This is a genomic window from Xanthomonas codiaei (genome assembly GCF_002939785.1).
GTDB classification, from domain to species: domain Bacteria; phylum Pseudomonadota; class Gammaproteobacteria; order Xanthomonadales; family Xanthomonadaceae; genus Xanthomonas; species Xanthomonas codiaei.
Genome location: NZ_MDEC01000018.1, coordinates 1 through 21,979, shown reverse-complemented (window position 1 = coordinate 21,979; position 21,979 = coordinate 1). Strand labels below are relative to the sequence as shown.

The window sequence follows — 21,979 nt, the reverse complement described above, 5'->3', positions numbered from 1 at the left end:
GGCATGCCAATCAAGCAGGCCAATTCATGCCGGAGGAGGACGCTACCGATATAATCGGCGCTCTCGTCGAGGGGCGCTGCGACCGGTAAGGCGGACTGATCCGCCATCCGCACCATAGGTGCGGGGCATACGGCCAGGCTCGACCAGCATTCACCGTTCAACGGCGCCCGGCATTGCAGACATTCGTTTGCCTACCGGAGCCATTGCATGAACGCTGTGACCAAGATCGACCCGCATACCGATTACAAGATCGCCGACATCTCCCTGGCCGATTGGGGCCGCAAGGAGCTGGACATCGCCGAGCACGAAATGCCGGGCCTGATGTCGATCCGCCGCAAGCATGCGCAGACCAAGCCGCTGAAGGACGTGCGCGTCACCGGCTCGCTGCACATGACCATCCAGACCGCAGTGCTGATCGAAACCCTCAAGGACATCGGCGCCAATGTGCGCTGGGCCTCGTGCAACATCTTCTCCACCCAGGACCATGCTGCCGCGGCGATCGCCGCCACCGGCACCCCCGTGTTCGCCTGGAAGGGCGAGACGCTGGAAGAGTACTGGGACTGCACCCTGGACGCGCTGACCTTCACCCTGCCCGACGGCACCCTGACCGGCCCGGAGCTGGTGGTGGACGACGGTGGCGACGTCACCCTGCTGATCCACAAGGGCTATGAGCTCGAGAACGGCAGCACCTGGGTCGACGAGCCGGCGGCCTCGCACGAGGAAGGCGTGATCAAGGCGCTGCTCAAGCGCGTGGCGGTCGAACGCCCGGGTTACTGGGCGCGTGTGGTCAAGGATTGGAAGGGCGTGTCCGAAGAGACCACCACCGGCGTGCACCGCCTGTACCAGATCGCCGAAGCCGGCAAGCTGCTGATCCCGGCCATCAACGTCAACGACTCGGTCACCAAGAGCAAGTTCGACAACCTCTATGGCTGCCGCGAGTCGCTGGCCGATGGCCTCAAGCGCGCGATGGACGTGATGCTGGCCGGCAAGGTCGCCGTGGTCTGCGGCTACGGCGACGTGGGCAAGGGCAGCGCCGCCTCGCTGCGCGCCTATGGCGCCCGCGTGATCGTGACCGAGATCGACCCGATCTGCGCCCTGCAGGCCGCGATGGAAGGCTTCGAGGTCAATACCATCGAATCCACCCTGGGCCGTGGCGACATCTATGTCACCACCACCGGCAACAAGGACATCATCACCGCCGAACACCTGCAGGCGATGAAGGACCAGGCCATCGTCTGCAACATCGGCCACTTCGACAACGAGATCCAGGTCGATGCGCTCAATGCCCTCAAGGGTGTGCAGAAGATCAACATCAAGCCGCAGGTGGACAAGTACGTGTTCCCCAACGGCAACGCGATCTTCCTGCTGGCCGACGGCCGCCTGGTCAACCTGGGCTGCGCCACCGGCCACCCGAGCTTCGTGATGTCCAACTCGTTCGCCAACCAGACCCTGGCCCAGATCGACCTGTGGGAAAAGCGCGACAGCTACGAGAAGAAGGTCTACATCCTGCCCAAGCATTTGGACGAAGAAGTCGCGCGCCTGCACCTGGAAAAGATCGGCGTGAAGCTGACCACCCTGACCAAGGACCAGGCCGACTACCTCGGCGTGCCGGTGGAAGGCCCGTTCAAGCCGGATCATTACCGCTACTGATACATCGGCGACACATCGCCACGCAGACAAAAACGGGCGCCGCGAGGCGCCCGTTTTTGGTGTGGTCAGTGGACCAAGCGCGTCTGGAATATTCTGCCGCCGGCGCTGCCCTATCAACTGAGGATGCCGGCGGCCCCGTTCGCTGCGACAATGCCCGCCCGATCCGAACGCTGGAGCCCATACCCGATGTCGCTGGAAACACAAGCCGAACGATTCATGCAGACCCTGGAGGCACTGGGTGGCTCTGCAGGCAACGGCAAACTAGGCAGCGCGTTGGGCTGGGCCGACAGCACCTACACCCGGGTCAAAGCGCACCTGATCGAGCAAGGCCGCATCGTGCCCGGTCGTGGGCGCGGTGGTTCCGTGTCGATCGCCGATGCCATCCCTGCGGCAGGCAAGCAGCGTGACGCCGCATCGGCTACACCGCGTGCCAAACGCGGCAGCGCGAAGACAGAACAAGGCAGCCACAATGCCTACGTCCAGGCCTTCAATGCCATCGACAAGGCCATGCGCAACGACGAAGGCCTGGCCTCGGAGCTGGACTACGCCGAGCAGACCTCGTGGCTGCTATTCCTGAAGTACCTGGACGACATGGAACACGAATGGGCCGATGAGGCCGCGCTCAAGGGCAAGCCCTACGCACCGATCCTGACCCGCCCCTACCGCTGGCAGGACTGGGCCGCGCCAAAGACCAGCGACGGCAAGCCTGACCCGAACGCACGCACCGGTAGCGATCTCATCGAGTTCGTCAACGCCAAGCTGGCACCTCACCTCAAGTCGTTCAAGGACAGCACCGTGCAGGCCGACAGCCTGCAGTACAAGATCGGCGAGATCTTCTCGGAAGTGGCTAACCGCTTCCGCTCCGGCTACACCCTGCGCGACGTGCTGGAGATCGTCGACACACTGAGCTTTGGCAGTTCCGAGGCCAAGCACGAACTGTCCGACCTGTACGAGACCCGCATCAAGCGCATGGGCAACGCCGGCCGCAACGGCGGCGAGTACTACACACCGCGCCCGCTGATCCGCGCGATGATTCAGGTGGTGCAGCCGCAGATCGGCGAGACCATCTACGACGGCGCCTGCGGCAGCGCGGGCTTCCTGTGCGAAGCCTGGGAGCACCTGCGCCGCGATGACCTGTCCGCCAAGGATTGGGACACGCTACAGCGCAAAACCTTCTACGGGCAGGAGAAGAAATCGCTGGCCTACGTGCTGGGCGTGATGAACATGATCCTGCACGGCATCGACGCGCCCAACATCCGCCACGCCAATACGCTGTCCGAGGACGTGAGGCACATCCAGCAGAAGGATCGCCACGACATCGTGCTGGCCAACCCGCCCTTCGGCGGTGGCGAGCGTAAAGAGGTGCAGCAGAACTTCGACATCCGCTCCTCGGAGACGGCCTACCTGTTCCTGCAGCACTTCATTCGCAAGCTCAAAGCCGGTGGGCGAGGCGCGGTAGTCATCAAGAACACCTTCCTCAGCAACACCGACAACGCCAGCGTCGAACTGCGTCGCGAACTGCTGGCCAGCTGCAACCTGCACACCGTGCTCGATTGCCCGTCCGGCACCTTCCAGGGCGCGGGCGTGAAGACTGTGGTGCTGTTCTTCGACAAGGGTGCGCCCACGCGCAGCATTTGGTACTACCAACTCGACCCCGGCCGCTCGATGGGCAAGACCACGCCGCTGAACGATGCGGATCTTGCAGAGTTCGTGGCACTGCAGAAGACCAAAGCTAGCGGTGAAAAAAGCTGGACGATTGACGTGGCCGATGTGGACGCCACCACCTGCGATCTGTCGGTCAAGAATCCGCACGCGCCGGAGGCCGTGCCGCAGCGCACCCCGCAGCAGATCATCGACGACATGCTGGCGCGGGATGCTGAGACGGCGAAGTTGCTGGCGACGGTAAGGGCGATGCTGTGAGTCATTGGCCGCTAGTTCCTCTCAGCAAAGTATTGACCTTGCACTACGGCAAGCCGCTAGACGCTGATTTTCGAATCGCGGATGGCGCTGTACCCGTTTACGGCGCGAACGGCATCAAGGACTACACGCATAAGCCACTATGTGAAGGACCTGCCCTGATAATTGGACGAAAAGGCTCTGCTGGGGAAATCAAAAGAGCGGACGAACCTTTCTGGCCGCTAGACGTTACGTATTTCTCAGAGCACGACAAGACAACGACTGAACTCAGTTACCTTGAATATCTGCTGCACTCGCTTGATCTTCCGTCACTGGCTAAAGGCGTAAAGCCCGGCATCAACCGGAATGACGTCTATGCAATTGAGATTCCGCTTCCTCCGTTGAACGAGCAGAAGCGCATCGTCGCAGTGCTGGATCAAGCCTTCGCCGCCCTCGACCGCGCCCGCGCCAATGCCGAAGAGAATCTCCAAGCCGCTTAAGGTCTTCTTCGACGCGCCTTGGGCGACGAGTTCGAGGCGATTGCCGGCCAATCAAGTGCGCTCCCCTTGCAGGATGCAGTGCATCCGGATTGCGGCCTGTCTTATGGAATCGTCCAGCCGGGCGACGAGGTAAGTGATGGGCTACCAATCGTGCGTCCCGTTGATTTGACACAGCGGGAAGTATGCCTTGCCGGCTTGAAACGAATTGACCTACGCGCTGCACGCGGTTACGCACGAACGACACTACAGGGCGGAGAGCTTCTACTCTGCGTGAGGGGCAGCACCGGTGCCATTTCGGTTGCTGCAGACGAACTGGCTGGTGCCAACGTCACGCGCGGTATCGTTCCCATCCGGTTCGAGGCAACTCGCGTCCTGCGCGATTTCGCGTATTTCCAATTTTGCTTTGGCGCGATCCGAAGTCAGATTGCTGAGAAGACCTATGGAGCCGCGCTTATGCAGATCAACATCAAGGATCTTCGGAATCTTCGCTTCGTCGTGCCTGACATTGCCCTGCAGCGTGACGTCATTGCGAGGTCGGAAGCACTGCTGAATTCGGCAACAGCGCTACGCACCTCTTACAAAGCGCAGATCGCTGACATCGCAACCCTCCGCCAATCCCTGCTCCAAGCCGCCTTCTCCGGCCAACTGACGTGATTTAGTCGCCATGACCGATGCCAGTACCTACGATCGCCCATGGAAATCGTTCCAAGATCAGCTCTTGATGCTGGAAGAGCGCGGCTTGGCTGTGTCGGACAGGGACTGGGCACTGGCGTGGCTGCAGCGTGTCGGCTACTACCGGCTCAGTGCGTACTGGTATCCGTTCCGGATCTTCCGGCATGAGCAGGACCCGCAATCGGGGGCGATCCGTTCGGTGCGCAAGGATGACTTCATGCCGGGGACAACGTTCACCGACGCCATCGACCTGTATCTGTTCGATCGTCGGCTGCGCGTACTACTGGCGGACGCGCTTGAGCGAATCGAAGTGTCGCTACGGATGGAAGTGGCATATCGACTGGGTAAAACCGACACCTTCGCTCATTTACATGAAAGCAACTTCCACCCCACATTCCGCGAAAAAAGAGCGCCGCAGACGAACCAGACTGTCTTCGCCACATGGCAGATGAAGTACCAGGGGTTGGTGCAACGCTCACGCGAGGATTTCGTCAAGCACTATCGTGAAAAGCATGGCCCGGATCTGCCAATTTGGGTCGCTATCGAGGTGTGGGACTTCGGCGCAGTCTCGCAACTGCTGGCGATGATGAAAGTACCCGACCAACAGGCCATCGCCAAGCGCTATGGAATTACCGATTGGAAGGTCTTCGCAAGCTGGGTGCGCTGTTTGAGCTACCTGCGCAATCTGGTGGCGCACCATAGCCGCGTGTGGAACCGGAATATGGTTAGTTCTCCCATTCCACCATCAGCCGCCTGGCCGGCTTGGGGCGCTGCATTCGAGAATAGGCAGGATCTGCTGACTAAGCCGTTCATCCAGTTGGCGATGGTCTGCCATTTGGTGCGGGTGGTATGCCCCGGAAGCAGGTGGCCGGAGCGGACGGCGGCGCATCTGGACGCCTTTCCGTCTCAGGCATCGACACGCCAATTATCCGCTGCGGATATGGGGGCGCCCACCGGGTGGAAAGACTGGTGGCTCGCGAGCGACAGGCAATAAGAACCCCCGCGTAGATTCCCAAAGGAACCAAGAGGCGGGGGTCGTGTTGCGGCTAGTCTAACCGAGCAGGCTTTGAATCGCCAATATGCATCATCAAAACCGCTAAGGCGTGCACCACTTGAAACGCTGCGCCTCCTGTGGCACTCCTGTGCTACATTTGGACATCCTGAACGGGAGCCCCGCATGAGCACCACCACCATCCGCCTGCCGGACGCGCTCAAGGCCCGCATCGCCAAGGCCGCGCAAGCGGCCGGCACCACGTCGCACAATTTCATCCTGGAAGCCATTGCCGAAAAGGCCGAATTGGCCGAGCGACGCACCGACTTCCATGCAGAGGCAGAACGCCGTTGGGCCGAATTCCTTGAGACCGGCGAGAGCATTCCCTGGGACGAGATGCGTCGCTATCTGATGGGACGCATTCAGGGCAAGGACACTCCGCTTCCCGTTCCCCGCAAGTTCGCCGAATAGCATGGCGCGCGTCGAGTTCCTACCCTCTGTCAACGAGGACCTGCGGCGCATCATCGGCCACCTGGAACAGCACGAGGCGGCGCACATCCAAGAGCGTCTTGGCGAGATCGTCAGCGCATCCGATGTGCTCACGAACAATCCGCTGATCGGGCGCCTGACGCACAACGATCTGCGTGAGCTGGTCATTGGCCAAGGCGCTCGCGGATACATTGCCCTCTACCAGTATGTAGCGGCGCTGGACACCGTATTTGTCTTGGCGATCCGCGCGCAACGCGAGACGGGCTATGCACGCGATGCATGAAACCGAGGCCGACACCCGTGCCAACCGCATCGACCCGGTGCTGCGCGATGCCGGCTGGGGCGTAGTGGAGGGCGCGCAAGTCCATCGCGAACTGATTTGCCCTGGCCGCATCCTCGGCGGCGGCCAGCGCGGCACGTCGCTGTCGGCGGATTACGTGCTGAGTTATCGCGGCCGCAAACTGGCGGTGATCGAGGCCAAGCGCGCCGGGCTGGGCCATACCGCAGGCGTCGGCCAGGCCAAGGACTATGCGGCGCGACTGCAGGCCCGGTTCGCCTATGCCACCAACGGGATCGGCTGGTACGGCATCGACATGGACGGCGGGGTAGAAGGCGACATCGCCCTGCCGTTTCCGACGCCGGAACAACTCTGGCTGCGGTGCTTCCCTGACGGCAACGACTGGCGCGAGCGCTTCGGCGCGGTGCCGTTCGAGACCGGCAGCGGCAAGTGGCAGACGCGCTATTACCAGCACAACGCGATCACCGCAGTGCTGGAGGCCATCGCGACGGACCGCGACCGCATCCTGCTGACGCTGGCCACCGGCACCGGCAAGACCTCGGTGGCGTTCCAGATTGCGTGGAAACTGTTCCATGCCAAGTGGAACCTGAGCCGTGAACCGGTGCGCCGCCCGCGCATCCTGTTCCTTGCCGACCGCAATATTCTTGCCGACCAAGCCTTCAACGCATTCAGTGCGTTCCTGTCGGATGCGCTGTGCCGCATCCGACCGGAAGAGATCCGCAGAAAGGGTGGCATTCCACGCAATGCCAGCGTGTTCTTCACCATCTTCCAGACCTTTATGACCGGCGGCGGCGATACGGAAGATGCGTCTGCGGCGGCGCAGTTCACCTTCGAGGGCTATGAGCCGGACTTCTTCGACTTCATCGTCATTGACGAGTGCCACCGCGGCGGTGCGCGCGACGAGAGCAGCTGGCGCGCGATCCTGGAGTACTTCAAGCCGGCCGTGCAGCTAGGCCTAACCGCGACCCCAAAGCGCGACGTCAATGGCGATACCTATGCCTACTTCGGCGAGCCGGTCTACACGTATGCGCTGAAGGAAGGCATCGGCGACGGCTTTCTCACGCCGTTCAAGGTGCGGCAGATGGCTTCGACCCTGGACGAGTACACCTACTCCGAGGGTGACGTAGTGCTGGAAGGCGAGCTGGAACGCGGCCGCGTCTACACGGAAGCCGACTTCAACACCCGACTGGTGATCGACCAGCGCGAGCGCAGCCGCGTGCAGGAGTTCATGGACCAGATCGACCAGCGCCAGAAGACGCTGGTGTTCTGCGCCACCCAGGAGCACGCCGCGCGGGTACGCAACTTCATCAATCAGATCAAGGACAACCCGAACCCGCACTACTGTGAGCGCGTCACCGCCGACGACGGTGAGCTGGGCGAGCGCCACCTGCGTGCGTTTCAGGACAACGAGAAGACCCTGCCGACCATCCTGACCACATCGCAGAAGCTGTCCACCGGCGTGGACGCGCTGAACATCCGCAACATCGTGCTGCTACGCCCGGTCAAGTCGATGATCGAGTTCAAGCAGATCATCGGCCGCGGCACGCGCACGTTCGAAGGCAAGGACTACTTCACCATCTACGACTTCGTGAAGGCCTATGCGCACTTTAAAGATCCGGCGTGGGATGGTGAGCCGCTGCCGCCGGATGATCCGCCCGAGCCACGCGAACCACGGCCGCCCCGCGACAGAGATCCCGGCGCGCCTGGTGGTCGCGTCAGCGAACCCGAGCCGCCCAGGCGGGTCGTGGTCAAGCTCTCCGATGGCCGCGAACGCAGCATCCACTACATCGCCGCGACCACGTACTGGTCCAACGACGGCAGGATGATCACCGCCCAGGAATTCATGCAGCAGCTCTTCGGCGACCTCGATGCGCTGGTGAAGGACGAAGACCAACTGCGTACCATCTGGAGCGACCCAGACCGGCGCGAGGCCTTCCTGCAGCGCCTCACGGACCTGGGTTACGACAACGAGCGTCTGGACGACATGCGGCGCCTGATCGATGCCCCGCACAGCGACATCTTCGATGTGCTGGCCTACGTGCGCTTCACCCTGGCGCCGCTGTCGCGGACGCAGCGCGTGCAATCGGCCATGTCCACCGGCCTTGGAGGATACGAGCGAGAGATGCGTTCGTTCCTGGAGTACGTGCTGGGCAACTACGCGCGCAACGGCACCGGTGAACTGGCCAGCAGCCGGATCGGCGACGTCCTGCGAATCCGCTACGGCGGGGTCAACGACGCCAAACGGATGCTGGGCAGCGTTGCGGACATCCGCAGTGCCTTCGTGGGAATCCAGGCGCACTTGTTCCGCTGATCCACGAACGCTTGAAACGCAGCGGAGCGATCACGATCAGGCTCACGGCCGCCAGTTCGCATTGGCCTCCCAGAACGCCACGCTGCGCCGGTAGGCGTCGCGGTCCAGTGGCACGCCGGAGCCGCCCTCTTCCACGCCCAGCGCATTGCGCAACATCGTGATCGGCGCCATCGGGATGTCGTCGGGCTCGGCGGTGTACAGGCAACCCACCACGCCCCAGTCCGCATTGATCGGCGCGCCTTCCTTGGCCAACTGATCGCGGCTGTACAGGATCGGCACCATGTACTGCGCAACCGGCGATTCGATGCCTTCAAACCAGCGCACCAGAACGGGAAGCTCCTGCGTGTTGCGTGCCTCATAGCCCGAGCGCAGCAGGTGCCGGTTATCGGCAGTGATCGGCACCGTCAGGCAGCGCGTGCTGGTCCAGTTGCGGTGTACATGCAGCTGGCAGAACGGCGCGTAGCCTTCGATCACGCGCAACGGTGGGGTGTCATTGAGATGCCGGATGAACTGCTCGGGCGTGCAGTCTTGGATGGCATTGAGACGGCCATCGCGCGGAAAAAGACGGGGGCGGGCAAACGCAGTCAGAACGATAGACATGGCAATGCGGGCAGCGGCGGGGCCGTCAAGGGTAACTCCTGCGTGCGGCCCTTATCCGCAGGTCTGTGCTGGCGAACAAGCAGCGATGCACGGCGTGCACCGCTGCTGTTGACGCAATGCTGCGGGCATCAAGCAACAGGCAGCGTCAGCGCCCATCGTGGCCTCACCAGATCAGATCGTCCGGCACCTTGAACTGGCTGTAATAGTCGTCGTCGCCATCGCTGGCAGCCGGTGCCGTGCCGCGGCCGTGATCGAGCACCACGGTTGCCGCGTCGCGGCTGTAGACCTTCTCGGCCGCAGCGCGCGGAATCAGCTCGAAACCGTCGCCATGCCGCACGATCACCAGCGCGCCACTGGCCAGCTGGCTACGCAAGGTGGGATTGACCAGTACGCTGCGAATGACGCTGCCATCGCTGAACCGGTAGTCGATCTCGCCTTCGCGCTTGATCTTGCTGGTCTCCACAATCTGCCGCACCTGGGCCAGCACTTCCTGCTTGCGCAGCTGCGCATTGCGCTCTTCGGCCAGCGCCCGATCACGCTCGGCGCGCTCGGCCTGCAAACGCGCCGCATCCACTTTGTCGGTATCGGCCGGCACGGCCGCCCCGCCCTTGGCATGGCGCCGCTTGACCTGCTCACGCGCCACCTTGTCCACCTGGGCCTTCTTGACCAGCCCGGCCTTGAGCAGTTGTTCTTGCAATGGATTACGCATGGAAAGGGTCGGCAATGAACTGGCCGCTAGTTTAGCGCGCCGGGCCGGCGCCGCCGGGCAACCAGCCGCAAGCGCGCGCCGTACGTCGTCAAGCCGGCCAGGATCCTGCCCAAATGCCTGAACACCCACTATCATGCGGCGCTCACAACCACTCAAGGACGAAGGATGATCATCTGGGGATCAGGCGGGGACGCGATCGCGCTCGGCGCAGCAGACAGCGCACATTGCAACCAGTGCGCGCAGCAGCGCAGCTTCCGGCATGTGCTGCAGTACCGCTATGCGCACCTGTGGTACGTCTTCAGCTGGGTGACCAAGAAGCAGTACCTGCGCGTCTGCGACGGCTGCAACCAAGTCACCCCGCTGGATACCAAGACCTTCGAAGAATCGCGGGGCAAGCCTCCCATCCCGGCCTATCGCCGTTTCGGTGGACTGGTGCTGCTGGGCCTGATCGCGGCCGTGGTTGCATTTGGTGTCTATAGCGACTCGCAGACATCCAAGCGCGACGACGCCCTGCTGGCCCAGCCGGCACAGGGCGACCGATACACCGTCGATCTGCAGACCGTGGCACCCGGAGCCTATGAAGGACATGCCTACGGCGTAGTGCGGGTCGATAGCGTCAACGGCCAGACCATTACCCTGGCGCTACCGAGCAAGGGCTACGACAAGTGGAAAGGTGCCGAGCGCGATGCGGGCGGCAGCAGTACCAGGCAGCCGGCGTATTACACCGACGATCACGTCGAGGTACCGCTGTCCAAGCTGCAGTCGCTGCACGCAAGCAACGAGCTCCGCCACGTCTATCGCTGAGCACTGCGTTGTTGCCGGTGCAGCAACCGCTGCGCCGGCGACTTGTGCGGCGGCGCATGCCACGGGCAATACCCTGCACGTCGGCTTCACCGCATAAGCCTTCAGCCACGCGCCGGTCGCTATCGGCCGGATGTGAGCCTGGCACCGTGTGGATCACGCCTGCTTTTGCAGGGCCTGCGCAGGCACACGATGCTACCGGCGGATGCCAGCTGCATCGGCGATCTCCACGCGCCATCTGTTCGCGCGCGGCCAGCTGAAAGACCGCCCAACGCACCGGACGACATCCGCACTGCCCATCGCAGTGTGCGAGCGGCCACGCTATTGCCGCCGAGCCGCGCGCACTTCAGCGGCGCGTCGCATTGAATACGTATGCACAACACCGATGCTGCGCCGCGATGGGCGCTTAGCATCACCGCGCGCTGCACGCCGTGCGCGCGCTTTCCGGAACAGGGGCCGGAGGCCTTGCTGCGGGCAGCGTGATGCACACGCCAGCCTGCGCCTACCACTGGAGAACCACCCGATGCGCACCACACTTGCACACGCTCCCCCCTCAGTCCTGCAGCGCGGCGCCCGCGCATTGCTCACGGCGTTGGCATTGCTGCTGGCCACAGCCAACGTACAGGCCGATGTCATCCTGCATGCGTTCAACTGGCCGTATGCCACCGTGGAAGCACGCGCCAAACAAATTGCCGATGCCGGGTATCGCAAGGTGTTGGTTGCCCCGGCGTACCGTTCCGAAGGCAGTGCCTGGTGGGCACGCTACCAGCCGCAGGACATCCGCCTGATCGACAATCCGCTCGGCGACACCACCGCGTTCAGGCGCATGGTGCAGGCGCTGGCCAATAACGGCGTGGAAACCTACGCCGACATCGTGTTCAACCACATGGCCAACGAAGCGGCCACCCGTTCGGACCTCAACTATCCCGGCAGCGCCGTGCTGGCGCAATACGCCGCCAATCCGGGCAGGTACGATTCGCTGCGCCTGTTCGGCACCTTGCAGTCCAACTTCCTCAGCGCCAGCGATTTCGGCCCGGGCCAGTGCATCAGCAACTACAACGATGCCTTCCAGGTCCGCAATTACCGCATCTGCGGCGGTGGCAGCGACCCGGGGCTGCCCGATCTGGTCGGCAACGATTGGGTGGTGCAACAGCAACGCGCGTACCTGCAGGCGCTCAAGGGCCTGGGCGTGACCGGCTTTCGCGTGGATGCGGCCAAGCACATGAGCTTCGACCACCTCAACCGCGTGTTCGACGCCGGTATCCGCTCCGGCGTGTACGTGTTCGGCGAGGTCATCACCGGCGGCGGTACCGGCAACGGCGATTACGACCAGTTCCTGGCGCCCTACCTGCAATCCACTCCGCACGCGGCCTACGACTTCCCGCTGTTCAACGCGGTGCGCAATGCGTTCGCCATCGGTGCCAGCCTGCAGCAGCTGGTGGATCCGGCCGCTTCCGGACAGGCATTGCCGGGCAACCGCGCGGTGACCTTCGCCGTCACCCACGACATCCCCAACAATGCCGGCTTCCGCTACGCCATTCTCGACCCGGTCGATGAAACCCTGGCGTATGCGTATTTGATCGGACGCAACGGCGGCATGCCGATGATCTACACCGACAACAACGAAAGCGGCGACAACCGTTGGGTCAATGCCTACCAACGCGACGACCTGCGTCGCATGATCGGCTTCCACAACGGCGTGCAGGGCACCGACATGCAGGTGCTGTCGTCCAGTTCCTGCCACATCCTGTTCCGTCGCGGCAGCCTGGGTATCGTCGGCATCAACAAGTGCGGCAATCCGGTCACCACCACGGTGGGCATGAATAACAGCGTGCTGTACTGGAATGCCGATTACATAGATGCGCTGGGCTCCGGGAATGTAGTCCGCATCACCAGCAGCTCGTACACCTTTACCCTGCCGGCGCGTGGGGCGCGCATGTGGCGTCGCTGAGCGATCGCCATGGGCAGTTGAATTGCCGGCGCTCAGGTGAGGTTCGACCGAGTGGTTAAGCGCCTGCGTCGCTGTCGTACCAGGTCATCATCTGCTCGACAGGAGGCCTCCGCCGCGGCAAGCGTGCGGAGGCCTCCTGCATTCAGGCGTCCATCCGTGTGATGTCAGCACGCGCCGTTGCGCCGCGCGGCTGCCGCTTCTTTATTCAATGGCTTTATCCAGCGACCATCAACACAAACTTGGACACACACTGAATTGATCCGAGAACGACAATCTGTCGATGCAACGAATCCTACTGCACCCAGCACCTACGTGGCAGCCACCCGCATGCCCTGCCACCGGCACGCGGGCGGGCTGAGCGCAGTGAATGGCGTTGCCACGCAAGCCGGCAACGCTCTCGATCATCCACCAATCGAGCCACCGGAGCAGCCCGATGCCTTTGTACTTCGTCCGTCATGGCGAGTCGCTCGCCAACGAGCAGAACTATTTTGCCGGTGCACAGAACTCGCCACTGACGCCGCTGGGTCGGCGACAGGCCAGGCAGGCAGCCGATGTTATCCGGCAACGTGCGCTGCGCTTCGACGAAGTGCATGTTTCGACACTCGAACGCGCGCAGGCGACCGCGGCGATCATCCTGGACGGCGCTCCCAACGCACCCCGGGTGATCTACAGCGACGCACTGAAGGAACGCGACTTTGGCATCTTCGCCGGCAAGAACAAGACCCTGATCAAGAAATCGATTGGTCATCGTCTGTTCGACGCCTGTTTCCACGACGCCAGTGGCGCCCCGCCCGATGGCGAGCACTGGATGGACATGTACACGCGCTGCAGGCAGTACTACGACACGGTACTGGCACCGCTGGACCGCCAGGGCAAGCAGGTGCTGGTAGTGGCGCACAAATACATCGTCGAGGTGTTCGCCTTGATCGCCTCGGGGCTTCCGCCTGCCGACTACATCGATTTTCGCTTACCCAATTCGCGCCCATTGTCGTGGGACGAACTCAAACGCATGACCGCGCGCAGCTCCTCGCGCCTGAATTATCTGAGCGAGCAGACCGAAATCCATTTGCTGCAATGGATGCTGATCGCCGCCGTGGCCGGCTTTGCACTCTCCTGCCTGGGCGTTGCGCTACCGCACGCCCTCACCTCCACCGCCATCGTGGCGCTACTGGCGGTGAATGCGTTTTTCCTGTCGGTGCGCATCGAGCCGGGCGCGTTGCGCCTGACCGGAGGGCCGGAGAACCTCGCGCTGAGCGTGATCGGCATTGCACGCGCCGGCCTGGCGATCATGCTGCTCACGCAGTTTCACAACGCCTGGGTGCACGTCCTCGGTCTGCTGCTGATCGTGCCGCCAGCGCTATCGGTACCGACCTTCTCGCTGGCGCGCGGCGGCGACTACTTCTTTGCAGCGCGCTACACCCTGATATTGTCGATCCTGCTGCCGGTGGCATTGTTGTTATTGTTCCTGGATCGCCATGATGTGCTGGGCAGTGCGCATGCGCTGGAGCGCTACTTCGTGGTGTTGCTGCTCGCACTGGCGTTTCCGTTTCTGCTCGCACAGGGCTGGCGACATGCGCACCCGATCGCAGCCGGCAAACTGGCCACTAACTGGAGTTGGGTGGGTGCGCTGACGATGGTGCCGATGGCCTTGCTGGTGTCGCTGCGCGCGGGAGGGACGCCGTTGGCAGATGCAGTGATGCATGGCCGATGGCAGGCATGGGCGGCCTTGGTGTTGCCATTTGCGTTACTGCTGACTTGCCGCCTGGGAAGCGTGGCGTATCTCTCCATCCACCAGAGCCTGACGGGCAAGGCCATTCCCGCCGCGATCGCCTCGGATATCCACCTGCTGCAGACCTCGCCGAACATCTTCCTGTGGCTGAGCCTGTTGCTGCCGGGCACGTTCGCACATGCACCCACGTTGGTGGCGGGCACACTGCTGGGGTTTTTCGCCTTCGCGCTGCTGGACGAGGCATGGGTGGTGCGGCGCTTCCGCGCGCAGATCACGCCCGCACTGCGTCAGCATGCAGCGCGCGCTGTAACGCCGGCCCGGCCGCTGGACCCGGACGCCGTAACGTCTGCCAGCGTGGCGCTGGATAGCCGGTAGACCACGCCGCACCAGGCGCATCGCTGGGTGCGTCCGGTGCCGTCGCAATCATCGGGCCATCCAGACGTAGAGCGGCTCACAAAACGTAGCGAGCGCTCGTCAGGTGGGTGCGGACGACGCGGAGGAACCGCAGCGTACGCGTGGTCCATGCCGCACCGAGCACCGACCGCGCCCGCCTGGCGGGCGCGCAGCAGTTCTGTTGGCTGCGCTTACCCGGAAGAACTGCCGTACAGCGTGCTGCTCCCGGTGGCGCCACGCCAGCACAGGCGGTACCCGTCCAGCGGCGGCGCAGTCGTCTGTTCGCTGCGCTTACCAGGCAAACGGCGCGGTGACCTTGCGTGCGCCCAGCAGGAATGCGTCGGCCACATGCACGAACGGCGTCACATCCACCTCCGACTGGCCGGCGCGTACCAGCTGCACGAAACGCTGGTACAAACCGTCGTATTCGCTGGACGCTGGCAGCGCCTGCGCTTGCCCATCGATGTGCAGCTTGGCGCCGCCCTCGCTGAGCACCAGTTGTCCCTGGGTGGTGTCCACCTCGATGTCCCAGCGCTGGTGGCCGGTCTGCAAAAAGTCGAATTCGGCCGTCACCGGCACACCGGCGGTATCGACAAAGGCCAGCCTGGCGTACAGCGGTGCCTGGCGATTTTCCGGCGTGTGCAACTCGGCCTCGCGCAAGGCGAACGCGCGCGGCAACACGTGGGTGGCGATGGAAAGCGCATTGATGCCGGGATCGAACACGCCCATGCCGCCCGGCTCCAGAATCCAGTCCTGGCCGGGGTGCCAGTGACGAATGTCTTCCTTCCAGGTGATGTGTGCGCGCAGGATCTGCTTGTCCGCCAGCCACGCGCGCGCAGGCTCCACGCCAGCGGCGCAGCGCGAATGCCAGCTGGTGAACAGGCTGCGTTGCGCCGTGCGTGCCACCTCGCGCAGATCGTCGATCTCGGCAAGCGTGGCCGATGGCGGCTTTTCCAGGAAGACATGACGGCCGGCGCTCAATGCCGCCTGCGCCAACGCATGCCGCCCGACCGGCGGCGTGCACAAGGCCACTGCTTCCAGCTCCGGATGCGCAGCAAATGCTTGCTCCAGCGTCTGGTACGCCGGCACGCCATCGACAGTGCCATGCCGGCTGACGGTGGCGACCAGCTGCACATCGGCGCGCGCGGCAATCGTGGGCACATGCTGGTCGCGGGCGATCTTGCCGATACCGACCAGGGCAATGCGCAATGCATCTGGATGCTTCATCGAAACCTTCATGCTGATGAGTGAAGTGAGCGTGCCCACGCGATTGCCGCTGCGATCTGCCGGGCATGCGATGCCACCGCAGCCGCGACCCGGAGGCAACCATGGCCGGCGCGATCGCAGTGTACGGCGCCCCCCTGGCTGGCTGCGAGACATCGCTCCTGCTTGTTTTGCTATACCTGCGCGTGGCCACGCCGGGCAGCTGGGTGATCGGCTCGCCGGGAGCGCGCAGCCCGACGGTGACCGGCGACAGTGCGGCTGCCCGCGCAATCGGCAGGACGGGCATGCGCAGCTGCACCGGCCTGCCGATTGACGTGCACCCGCGAGGCGGCACACTTGCGCCTCCGGCACGCGGGCGTGCCGCTGCACAGGGCTGCACCGATGCTGCATCACGTTTCGCTGGGGGTTCGCACGATCGAGACATCGGCCGCGTTCTACGATGCCGTCCTCGGTGCGCTGGGCTATGTGCGCGTGTGGTCGGACCTGGAGCCGGGCACGCTCGATCAGGCCATTGGCTATGGCAGGCCGGGGGGGCGAGGACTGCCTGGCCCTGAAGCAACAGCAGGCCGCGCAGTGCGCTCCCGGCGCCGGCTTCCATCTGGCATTCACCGCCAGCGACGCGGCCGCAGTGGCGGCGTTCCACCTGGCCGCGTTGCAGCACGGTGGGCGCTGCAACGGCGCCCCCGGTCCACGACCGGACTATGGTGATGCCTACTACGCCGCGTTCGTCATCGACCCGGATGGGCACCGGATCGAAGCGGTGGTCGAGCGCGCGGCCTGAGTGCGCCTGGCGCCACGCGGCGCATGACACGCCGCACGGCTTCAGGCGCGTCGTCGACAAGACCAACGCAGCCAGCTACATCTCCAGCACCACCTTGCCCAGGTGGCTGCCCTGCTTCAGGTAACGATGCGCCGCAGCCGCTTCGCTCAGCGGGAAGCGCTTGTCGAGCAGCACGCGCAGCTTGCCCTGCTCGATCCATGGCCACACCACGCGTTCCACTTCCGCGGCCAGCCGGGCTTTTTCTTTGGCATGGCGTGGGCGTAGCGTCGAGCCGGTGATCACCGCCTGCTTGCGCATCAGCACCGGAATCGGTACCTCGATGGTGGCGCCAGCCTGCGAGGCGATGTAGACGATGCGCCCGCGCGGGTTGAGCGCTTCCAGCGTATCGGCGAACACCGCAGCGCCCACCATGTCCAGCGCCACATCCACCCCGCCATGCGCCTTGGCCACTTCGACGAACGACTCGGCGGTGGAGTCGATCGCCACATCGGCGCCCAGCTCACGGGCCTGCGCAGCCTTGCCGGCCGAACGGGCGGTGGCCAGCACGTGCGCGCCGGCGGCCTTGGCCATCTGGATAGCGGTCACCCCGATGCCGGAGGTGGCGCCGTGCAGCAGCAACCATTCGCCGGCCGCGAGCTGGCCGTGCTCGAACAGGTTGGTGTAGGCGGTGAAGATGGTTTCGGGCAGCGCTGCGGCGTGGACAAGATCCAGGCCGGCCGGAATCGGCAACACGTGGCGTGCGTCGACCGCCACGTACTGCGCGTAGCCACCGCCACCCAGCAGCGCGCATACGCGGTCGCCCACCTTCCAGCGACCAGCCGGCTCGACGATCTCGCCGGCGATTTCCAGCCCCAGCGTTTCCGGCGCGCCAGGCGGCGGCGGGTAATGCCCGGCGCGTTGCAGCAGGTCCGGGCGGTTGATGCCGGCGGCGTGCACGCGGATCAACACCTGACCCGGTGCAGGACGCGGGCGCGGTTGCTCGGTTGCGTACAAGGCGTCGGCGTCGCCCTTGCCATCGCGGATGGCGATGGCGGTCATGGTGGTGTCGCTCATGCGAACGCTCCGGTGAGAAAGCGTCCAGTGTAGGCATGCGGGTGTGATGTCTGGCGCAGCGGGCGCGTACGAGGCGTAGACCGTCATTGACGCGTGCCGGACTGCGGCAGACGCGTGTTGCAAGCAGGTTGCTCCGCCGGGACCGTCGCCCTGATCGCTGTCGGCGGAACGTTTCCACTAGCATGGACGTGCGCGCGTCCCGGCTCCGCAACAACGGTGCCGCCAAGTCGCTCGGCAACGTGGCACCATCCACGCCAGGCTGCTTGCGCAAGCGCAAGATCGCCGACATCCCCCGGATGCGGAACCACGCTTTGGCGATGACGCCCTTCTCCGTTCCCGAGGCTTGCGCCATGACGTGGGATGGCAAAACACACCCTCATGCGCAACGCGTCGTCCATCATCTTGCGCATGCCCTCGTCGCAGGTGGCGTCGAGGCGCCGGCCCAAGCAGACCCGAGCGCCTGCCTTCAGCCAGGGCGCACCACAGCGGATCGGGACACCCGCAACCAAATATGCATTCATCGCGATGAAGCGATATTATGTCGGCACGATCCGCCGGACCCGCCGCGATGACGCATCTCAGTTTCGAGTTCTACCCACCCAAGACCGACGACCAGCGCGCGCAACTGGACCGTACCGCGGCCAGGCTCAAGGGCTATGCGCCCGAATACGTGTCGTGCACCTTCGGCGCGGGCGGCTCCACCCTGAGCTACACCTCCGAGACGGTGCGCCACCTCAAGCAGAAGCACGGCTTCGAAGCCGCACCGCACCTGTCCTGCGTCGGTGGCAGCCGCCAGGAGATCCGCGAACTGCTCAAGCTCTACCGCGCCATCGGCTGTACCCGCATCGTCGCGCTGCGTGGCGATCTGCCGTCGGGCATGGGCCATCCCGGCGATCTGCGCTACGCCTCGGACCTGATCGCCTTCATTCGCGCCGAACATGGCGATGCCTTTCGCATCGAAGTGGGCGCCTACCCGGAGACCCATCCGCAGGCGACCGACGCATTGAGCGACCTGCGCCATTTCAAGGCCAAGGTCGATGCCGGCGCGGATGCGGCCATTACCCAGTATTTCTACAACGCCGACGCCTACTTCCATTTTCGCGATGCGGTGGAGCGCCTGGGCGTGGCGGTGCCGATCATTCCCGGCATCATGCCGATCTCCAACTTCTCGCAGTTGCGGCGCTTTTCCGAGCAATGCGGCGCCGAGATTCCGCGCTGGATCGGCAGGAAGATGCAGGCCTACGGCGACGATGCCGATGCGGTGCGCGCCTTCGGTGCGGAAGTGGTGGCCGCCCTGTGCGAGCGCCTGATCGCAGGCGGCGCGCCGGCGCTGCATTTCTACACCCTCAATCTGGCCAAGCCGACCACCCAGGTATTGCAGCTGCTCGGACGTTGAGCGCGGCCGGCAAGAGCCGCCACTGCCACACCATCGGGGGCGCGAATGCCCGAACCGCGCGCGCAGCCCGCATCTTCCTCGCCAGCTCACGCCTGCCCGGCTACGCTGCGCCGATGCCTCGCCTTTTCTTGCCCTTGCTCGCCTTGCTGCTGTGCCTGTGCCCCACCATGCGCATGCAAGCGCAGGAGATCCGCCGCTGCGTCACGCCGGATGGGCAGACCATGTTCACCGACCGCCGCTGCGAAGACGTGGGCGCCGCCACGCGCGCGCCACCGGCGGTACGCAGCCAGGGCAACACCGGTCTGTATCGCTATGGCTGCCCACGTCGGCTGAGCGAACTGGTGTCGCTGCTGCAGCTGGCGGTGGACAGCCGCGACGTCAATCGCCTGTCCAGCCTGTACCTGTGGAGCGGCCAGTCCGATGCTGCCGCCAATCAGGTGCTGAGCCGGCTGGAGGCCATCGTGCAACGCCCGCTGCTCGACATCGTGCCGATGTACCCGCAAACCGATATGCCCACCTGGGAGACCGGCGGCGACGCGGCAACGCCGTCGCTGGATGGCAGCCCGATCGACGCACCGCTACCGGCTCCCACGCGTCCACGTCCCTGGGGCCTGCGCCTGGAACAGAATCTGGCCAGCGGTACGCCGGCGCGCAGCGTGTTGCGGCTGCGCCGGCAGTACAACTGCTTCTGGGTGACGTTCTAGCGGCACCGCACGGCGCGACTGCCGACCGCGTTCTGCTCATTCCCTGCGCAGTACCTGCATGACGCTGGCGGCCATCGGCAACGCCGACCTGTCGTCGCAAGGATCGCTGGCATCGATCCGCCTGCATCGCCGGGCGACGATTCCCTGCGCAGTCCACCCATCCGCCTGTCGGTCGCATCGCCAGTCGGCAACGCGATCGCCGCAAGCGCCGCCATCAGGCCGGCCACAGCCCGCGAATGGCCGCAATGCCCTGCGCTCCGTGCGCGCGCGCTTCGCGCAGGTCATCGACGCCCATCCCGCCGAGCGCGTAGATCGGCAACGACACCTGCTCGCGCAGACGCTCGAAGCCGTCCCACCCCAGCGGCGTGGCGCCCGGATGCGACGCGGTGGGCTGCACCGGTCCCAGCACGGCGAAATCGCAACCGAGCCGCTGGGCATGGCGCAGGTCGTCCACCCCGTGGCAGGACGCGGCCACCAGGTGCTCGGCGGAAAGCGGGCGCTCCTGCAGGCCGGCCAGTTGCTCGGCGCCCAGGTGCACGCCGATGCCCAGTTCGATGGCCAGGGCGATATCGCGATTGAGCAGCAACTGCGCACGGTGGCGGCCACGCAGGCGCATCACCTTGTGCAACAAGGCCTGCCAACGCGCCGGCTCGCAGTGCCGCGCACGCAACTGCAGGCGCGTCGCGCCGGCCTGTAGCGCCCGCTCCAGGCCGTCCAGCCAGTGCGCCTCGTCGTCGGGCTCGGGGGTGATCAGGTAGCGGTCGGGCTGGCGCAGCACGCCCACCACCGGTACATCCGCCGGCGGCATCGAATAGCGGGCCAGCTTGTCGGCCGCCACCCAGGTCATCGCCTGGCCTTCGCGTCCACGCGGGCTGCCCTTCCAGCCAGCGATGTGGCGCACTTCCAGGCGCAGGCGCTTGTCCGGATACAGTTGCGGTACTTCCATCACCCAGTCGCCCACCTGCGCCTCGATGCCCAGCTCTTCGTAGAGCTCGCGCACCAGCGCCTGTTCGGAGGTTTCGCCGGGCTCGCGCTTGCCGCCGGGGAACTCCCAGAGGCCGGGCATGTCGCGGGTTTCGGTACGGCGGGTCAGCAGGATGCGGCCGCGGGGGTCGGTGATCACGCCGGCAACGACGTGAATGGATCTGAGGGAGTCGGGCATGGACGCAAGAGTGCCGCGAGTGCGCGGCTCAGCGCAATCGCTTGGGGGCTGGGATTGGTGATTGGTGATTGGGGATTGGTGATTGGGGATTGGTGATTCGGGATTCGTCAAAGCGCGGCCTGTGCCTTTGCCAATCCCGAGTCCCGAATCTCCAATCCCGGCCTACAACGGATGCCCGATGCGCCAGAGCACCCCACTGGGATCGTGCAGGGTGAAATCGCGCGCGCCCCAGGGCCGGTCTTCCGGCGCGCTGTAGCTCACCCCGAACTGCGCGTCCAATCCCGTGTCGTGGATGTGCTGCCACCAGGCATCGGCATCGTCCACCCATAGATGCAGCATGAGATTTTCGGCCAGCTCGCGCACATAGAAATCCTGCAGCAAAAACGCACAGTGCGCGCCATGCCGGAAGCAGCTCACGTTGCCGACCTCGTCTTCCTGCACGAATCCCAGCGCGCGATAGAAACGCTGCGACAACGCGTAGTCGCGTGCAGGCACGAACACCTTCAATTGCTGGCTCGACAACTGCGACATGACGCACTCCACGCCGGATGTGGATCGAGCATACGCCCCGCCGTGGCGCAGGTGTAATGACCCACTGATTTCCTGCTCAGGTGTTACTTTCCCCGAAGGAGACACCGATGAGCGAAGTGATGGAAGAAGAGATCAAGC

19 protein-coding genes, 1 other RNA gene, 1 pseudogene and 1 riboswitch are annotated in these 21,979 nt (G+C 64.5%); of the genes and pseudogenes, 14 read left to right on the top strand and 7 right to left on the bottom strand.

Going from position 1 to position 21,979, the window contains the following annotated elements; translation table 11 throughout:
• Positions 1-62: 62 nt before the first annotated feature.
• A riboswitch (S-adenosyl-L-homocysteine riboswitch) is annotated at positions 63-176 on the top strand.
• A gap of 31 nt (positions 177-207) precedes the next feature.
• The 8 genes from ahcY to hsdR all read left to right on the top strand — a co-directional run bounded on the left by ahcY (position 208) and on the right by hsdR (position 8,807).
• A complete protein-coding gene (ahcY, locus tag XcodCFBP4690_RS13455) occupies positions 208-1,650 on the top strand; it encodes an adenosylhomocysteinase (RefSeq protein WP_104541487.1) in 1,443 nt (480 codons plus the stop codon).
• Between the two features lie 186 nt (positions 1,651-1,836).
• On the top strand, positions 1,837-3,570 hold the full coding sequence (locus XcodCFBP4690_RS13450) for a class I SAM-dependent DNA methyltransferase (RefSeq protein WP_244183660.1): 1,734 nt from the start codon (positions 1,837-1,839) through the stop codon (positions 3,568-3,570).
• Positions 3,567-4,046: a restriction endonuclease subunit S gene (locus tag XcodCFBP4690_RS13445; protein WP_104541485.1), complete on the top strand. Its 480-nt coding sequence runs from the start codon at positions 3,567-3,569 to the stop codon at positions 4,044-4,046. Before XcodCFBP4690_RS13450 ends, XcodCFBP4690_RS13445 begins: the two co-directional genes overlap by 4 nt.
• A gap of 18 nt (positions 4,047-4,064) precedes the next feature.
• On the top strand, positions 4,065-4,700 hold the full coding sequence (locus XcodCFBP4690_RS13440; protein ID WP_104541483.1) for a restriction endonuclease subunit S domain-containing protein: 636 nt from the start codon (positions 4,065-4,067) through the stop codon (positions 4,698-4,700).
• 10 nt (positions 4,701-4,710) lie between these two features.
• Entirely contained in the window at positions 4,711-5,712 is a 1,002-nt protein-coding gene (locus tag XcodCFBP4690_RS13435; protein ID WP_104541481.1) for an Abi family protein, read from the top strand.
• Positions 5,713-5,895: 183 nt separating this feature from the next.
• The gene (locus XcodCFBP4690_RS13430; protein ID WP_104541479.1) at positions 5,896-6,180 is read left to right on the top strand and encodes a CopG family ribbon-helix-helix protein; all 285 of its coding nucleotides are present in this window, start codon (positions 5,896-5,898) and stop codon (positions 6,178-6,180) included.
• 1 nt (position 6,181) lies between these two features.
• Entirely contained in the window at positions 6,182-6,481 is a 300-nt protein-coding gene (locus tag XcodCFBP4690_RS13425) for a type II toxin-antitoxin system RelE/ParE family toxin (RefSeq protein WP_104541477.1), read from the top strand.
• Entirely contained in the window at positions 6,474-8,807 is a 2,334-nt protein-coding gene (gene hsdR, locus XcodCFBP4690_RS13420) for an EcoAI/FtnUII family type I restriction enzme subunit R (protein ID WP_104541605.1), read from the top strand. The genes XcodCFBP4690_RS13425 and hsdR overlap by 8 nt, the downstream gene beginning before the upstream one ends.
• A gap of 42 nt (positions 8,808-8,849) precedes the next feature.
• Here the strand turns inward: hsdR and XcodCFBP4690_RS13415 are convergent, their stop codons facing one another.
• Both XcodCFBP4690_RS13415 and XcodCFBP4690_RS13410 read right to left on the bottom strand, forming a co-directional pair.
• The gene (locus XcodCFBP4690_RS13415) at positions 8,850-9,407 is read right to left on the bottom strand and encodes a DUF3228 family protein (protein WP_104541475.1); all 558 of its coding nucleotides are present in this window, start codon (positions 9,405-9,407) and stop codon (positions 8,850-8,852) included.
• A 163-nt stretch (positions 9,408-9,570) separates the two neighbouring features.
• Positions 9,571-10,116 carry a DUF2058 domain-containing protein gene (locus tag XcodCFBP4690_RS13410; RefSeq protein WP_104541473.1) on the bottom strand — a complete coding sequence of 182 codons (546 nt, stop codon included), beginning with the start codon at positions 10,114-10,116 and terminating at the stop codon, positions 9,571-9,573.
• A gap of 165 nt (positions 10,117-10,281) precedes the next feature.
• Here XcodCFBP4690_RS13410 and XcodCFBP4690_RS13405 point away from each other — a divergent pair, with 165 nt between their 5' ends.
• The 3 genes from XcodCFBP4690_RS13405 (at position 10,282) to XcodCFBP4690_RS23115 (ending at position 14,972) form a co-directional block, all read left to right on the top strand.
• The gene (locus tag XcodCFBP4690_RS13405) at positions 10,282-10,920 is read left to right on the top strand and encodes a hypothetical protein (RefSeq protein ID WP_104541471.1); all 639 of its coding nucleotides are present in this window, start codon (positions 10,282-10,284) and stop codon (positions 10,918-10,920) included.
• 577 nt (positions 10,921-11,497) lie between these two features.
• Positions 11,498-12,868, top strand: a complete 1,371-nt coding sequence (locus XcodCFBP4690_RS13400) for an alpha-amylase family protein (protein ID WP_208622745.1) — start codon at positions 11,498-11,500, stop codon at positions 12,866-12,868.
• A gap of 433 nt (positions 12,869-13,301) precedes the next feature.
• Positions 13,302-14,972 (top strand): histidine phosphatase family protein, encoded by a 1,671-nt coding sequence (locus XcodCFBP4690_RS23115; RefSeq protein ID WP_244183658.1) that lies wholly within the window; start codon positions 13,302-13,304, stop codon positions 14,970-14,972.
• Positions 14,973-15,045: 73 nt separating this feature from the next.
• Here the strand turns inward: XcodCFBP4690_RS23115 and XcodCFBP4690_RS13380 are convergent.
• Both XcodCFBP4690_RS13380 and XcodCFBP4690_RS13375 read right to left on the bottom strand, forming a co-directional pair.
• Positions 15,046-15,121: non-coding RNA, sX9 sRNA (locus XcodCFBP4690_RS13380), on the bottom strand.
• Positions 15,122-15,281: 160 nt separating this feature from the next.
• Positions 15,282-16,217: a Gfo/Idh/MocA family protein gene (locus XcodCFBP4690_RS13375; RefSeq protein ID WP_104541603.1), complete on the bottom strand. Its 936-nt coding sequence runs from the start codon at positions 16,215-16,217 to the stop codon at positions 15,282-15,284.
• 378 nt (positions 16,218-16,595) lie between these two features.
• Here XcodCFBP4690_RS13375 and XcodCFBP4690_RS13370 point away from each other — a divergent pair.
• Positions 16,596-16,995, top strand: a pseudogene (locus XcodCFBP4690_RS13370) (VOC family protein).
• 75 nt (positions 16,996-17,070) lie between these two features.
• On the opposite strand, the gene XcodCFBP4690_RS13365 reads toward XcodCFBP4690_RS13370, so the two are convergent.
• Positions 17,071-18,048: an NAD(P)H-quinone oxidoreductase gene (locus tag XcodCFBP4690_RS13365; protein WP_104541467.1), complete on the bottom strand. Its 978-nt coding sequence runs from the start codon at positions 18,046-18,048 to the stop codon at positions 17,071-17,073.
• Between the two features lie 568 nt (positions 18,049-18,616).
• Here XcodCFBP4690_RS13365 and metF point away from each other — a divergent pair.
• Positions 18,617-19,444 (top strand): methylenetetrahydrofolate reductase [NAD(P)H], encoded by an 828-nt coding sequence (metF, locus tag XcodCFBP4690_RS13360; protein ID WP_104541465.1) that lies wholly within the window; start codon positions 18,617-18,619, stop codon positions 19,442-19,444.
• Positions 19,445-19,515: 71 nt separating this feature from the next.
• Positions 19,516-20,148, top strand: coding sequence for a hypothetical protein (locus XcodCFBP4690_RS13355; RefSeq protein WP_104541601.1), 633 nt, complete (start codon positions 19,516-19,518; stop codon positions 20,146-20,148).
• Positions 20,149-20,362: 214 nt separating this feature from the next.
• Here the strand turns inward: XcodCFBP4690_RS13355 and XcodCFBP4690_RS13350 are convergent, their stop codons facing one another.
• On the bottom strand, positions 20,363-21,310 hold the full coding sequence (locus XcodCFBP4690_RS13350) for a Nudix family hydrolase (protein WP_104541463.1): 948 nt from the start codon (positions 21,308-21,310) through the stop codon (positions 20,363-20,365).
• A gap of 162 nt (positions 21,311-21,472) precedes the next feature.
• The gene (locus XcodCFBP4690_RS13345; protein WP_104541461.1) at positions 21,473-21,841 is read right to left on the bottom strand and encodes a VOC family protein; all 369 of its coding nucleotides are present in this window, start codon (positions 21,839-21,841) and stop codon (positions 21,473-21,475) included.
• Positions 21,842-21,979 lie beyond the last annotated feature (138 nt).

What these genes read in the sequence shown, in the direction of transcription:
- XcodCFBP4690_RS13410 (WP_104541473.1), bottom strand. Translation starts at nt 10,116, where the DNA reads ATGCGTAATCCATTGCAAGAACAACTGCTCAAGGCCGGGCTGGTCAAG.
- XcodCFBP4690_RS13450 (WP_244183660.1), top strand. Translation starts at nt 1,837, where the DNA reads ATGTCGCTGGAAACACAAGCCGAACGATTCATGCAGACCCTGGAGGCA.
- ahcY (WP_104541487.1), top strand. Translation starts at nt 208, where the DNA reads ATGAACGCTGTGACCAAGATCGACCCGCATACCGATTACAAGATCGCC.
- XcodCFBP4690_RS13350 (WP_104541463.1), bottom strand. Translation starts at nt 21,310, where the DNA reads ATGCCCGACTCCCTCAGATCCATTCACGTCGTTGCCGGCGTGATCACC.
- XcodCFBP4690_RS13430 (WP_104541479.1), top strand. Translation starts at nt 5,896, where the DNA reads ATGAGCACCACCACCATCCGCCTGCCGGACGCGCTCAAGGCCCGCATC.
- XcodCFBP4690_RS23115 (WP_244183658.1), top strand. Translation starts at nt 13,302, where the DNA reads ATGCCTTTGTACTTCGTCCGTCATGGCGAGTCGCTCGCCAACGAGCAG.
- metF (WP_104541465.1), top strand. Translation starts at nt 18,617, where the DNA reads ATGACGCATCTCAGTTTCGAGTTCTACCCACCCAAGACCGACGACCAG.
- hsdR (WP_104541605.1), top strand. Translation starts at nt 6,474, where the DNA reads ATGCATGAAACCGAGGCCGACACCCGTGCCAACCGCATCGACCCGGTG.
- XcodCFBP4690_RS13425 (WP_104541477.1), top strand. Translation starts at nt 6,182, where the DNA reads ATGGCGCGCGTCGAGTTCCTACCCTCTGTCAACGAGGACCTGCGGCGC.
- XcodCFBP4690_RS13375 (WP_104541603.1), bottom strand. Translation starts at nt 16,217, where the DNA reads ATGAAGCATCCAGATGCATTGCGCATTGCCCTGGTCGGTATCGGCAAG.
- XcodCFBP4690_RS13415 (WP_104541475.1), bottom strand. Translation starts at nt 9,407, where the DNA reads ATGTCTATCGTTCTGACTGCGTTTGCCCGCCCCCGTCTTTTTCCGCGC.
- XcodCFBP4690_RS13435 (WP_104541481.1), top strand. Translation starts at nt 4,711, where the DNA reads ATGACCGATGCCAGTACCTACGATCGCCCATGGAAATCGTTCCAAGAT.
- XcodCFBP4690_RS13405 (WP_104541471.1), top strand. Translation starts at nt 10,282, where the DNA reads ATGATCATCTGGGGATCAGGCGGGGACGCGATCGCGCTCGGCGCAGCA.
- XcodCFBP4690_RS13365 (WP_104541467.1), bottom strand. Translation starts at nt 18,048, where the DNA reads ATGAGCGACACCACCATGACCGCCATCGCCATCCGCGATGGCAAGGGC.
- XcodCFBP4690_RS13345 (WP_104541461.1), bottom strand. Translation starts at nt 21,841, where the DNA reads ATGTCGCAGTTGTCGAGCCAGCAATTGAAGGTGTTCGTGCCTGCACGC.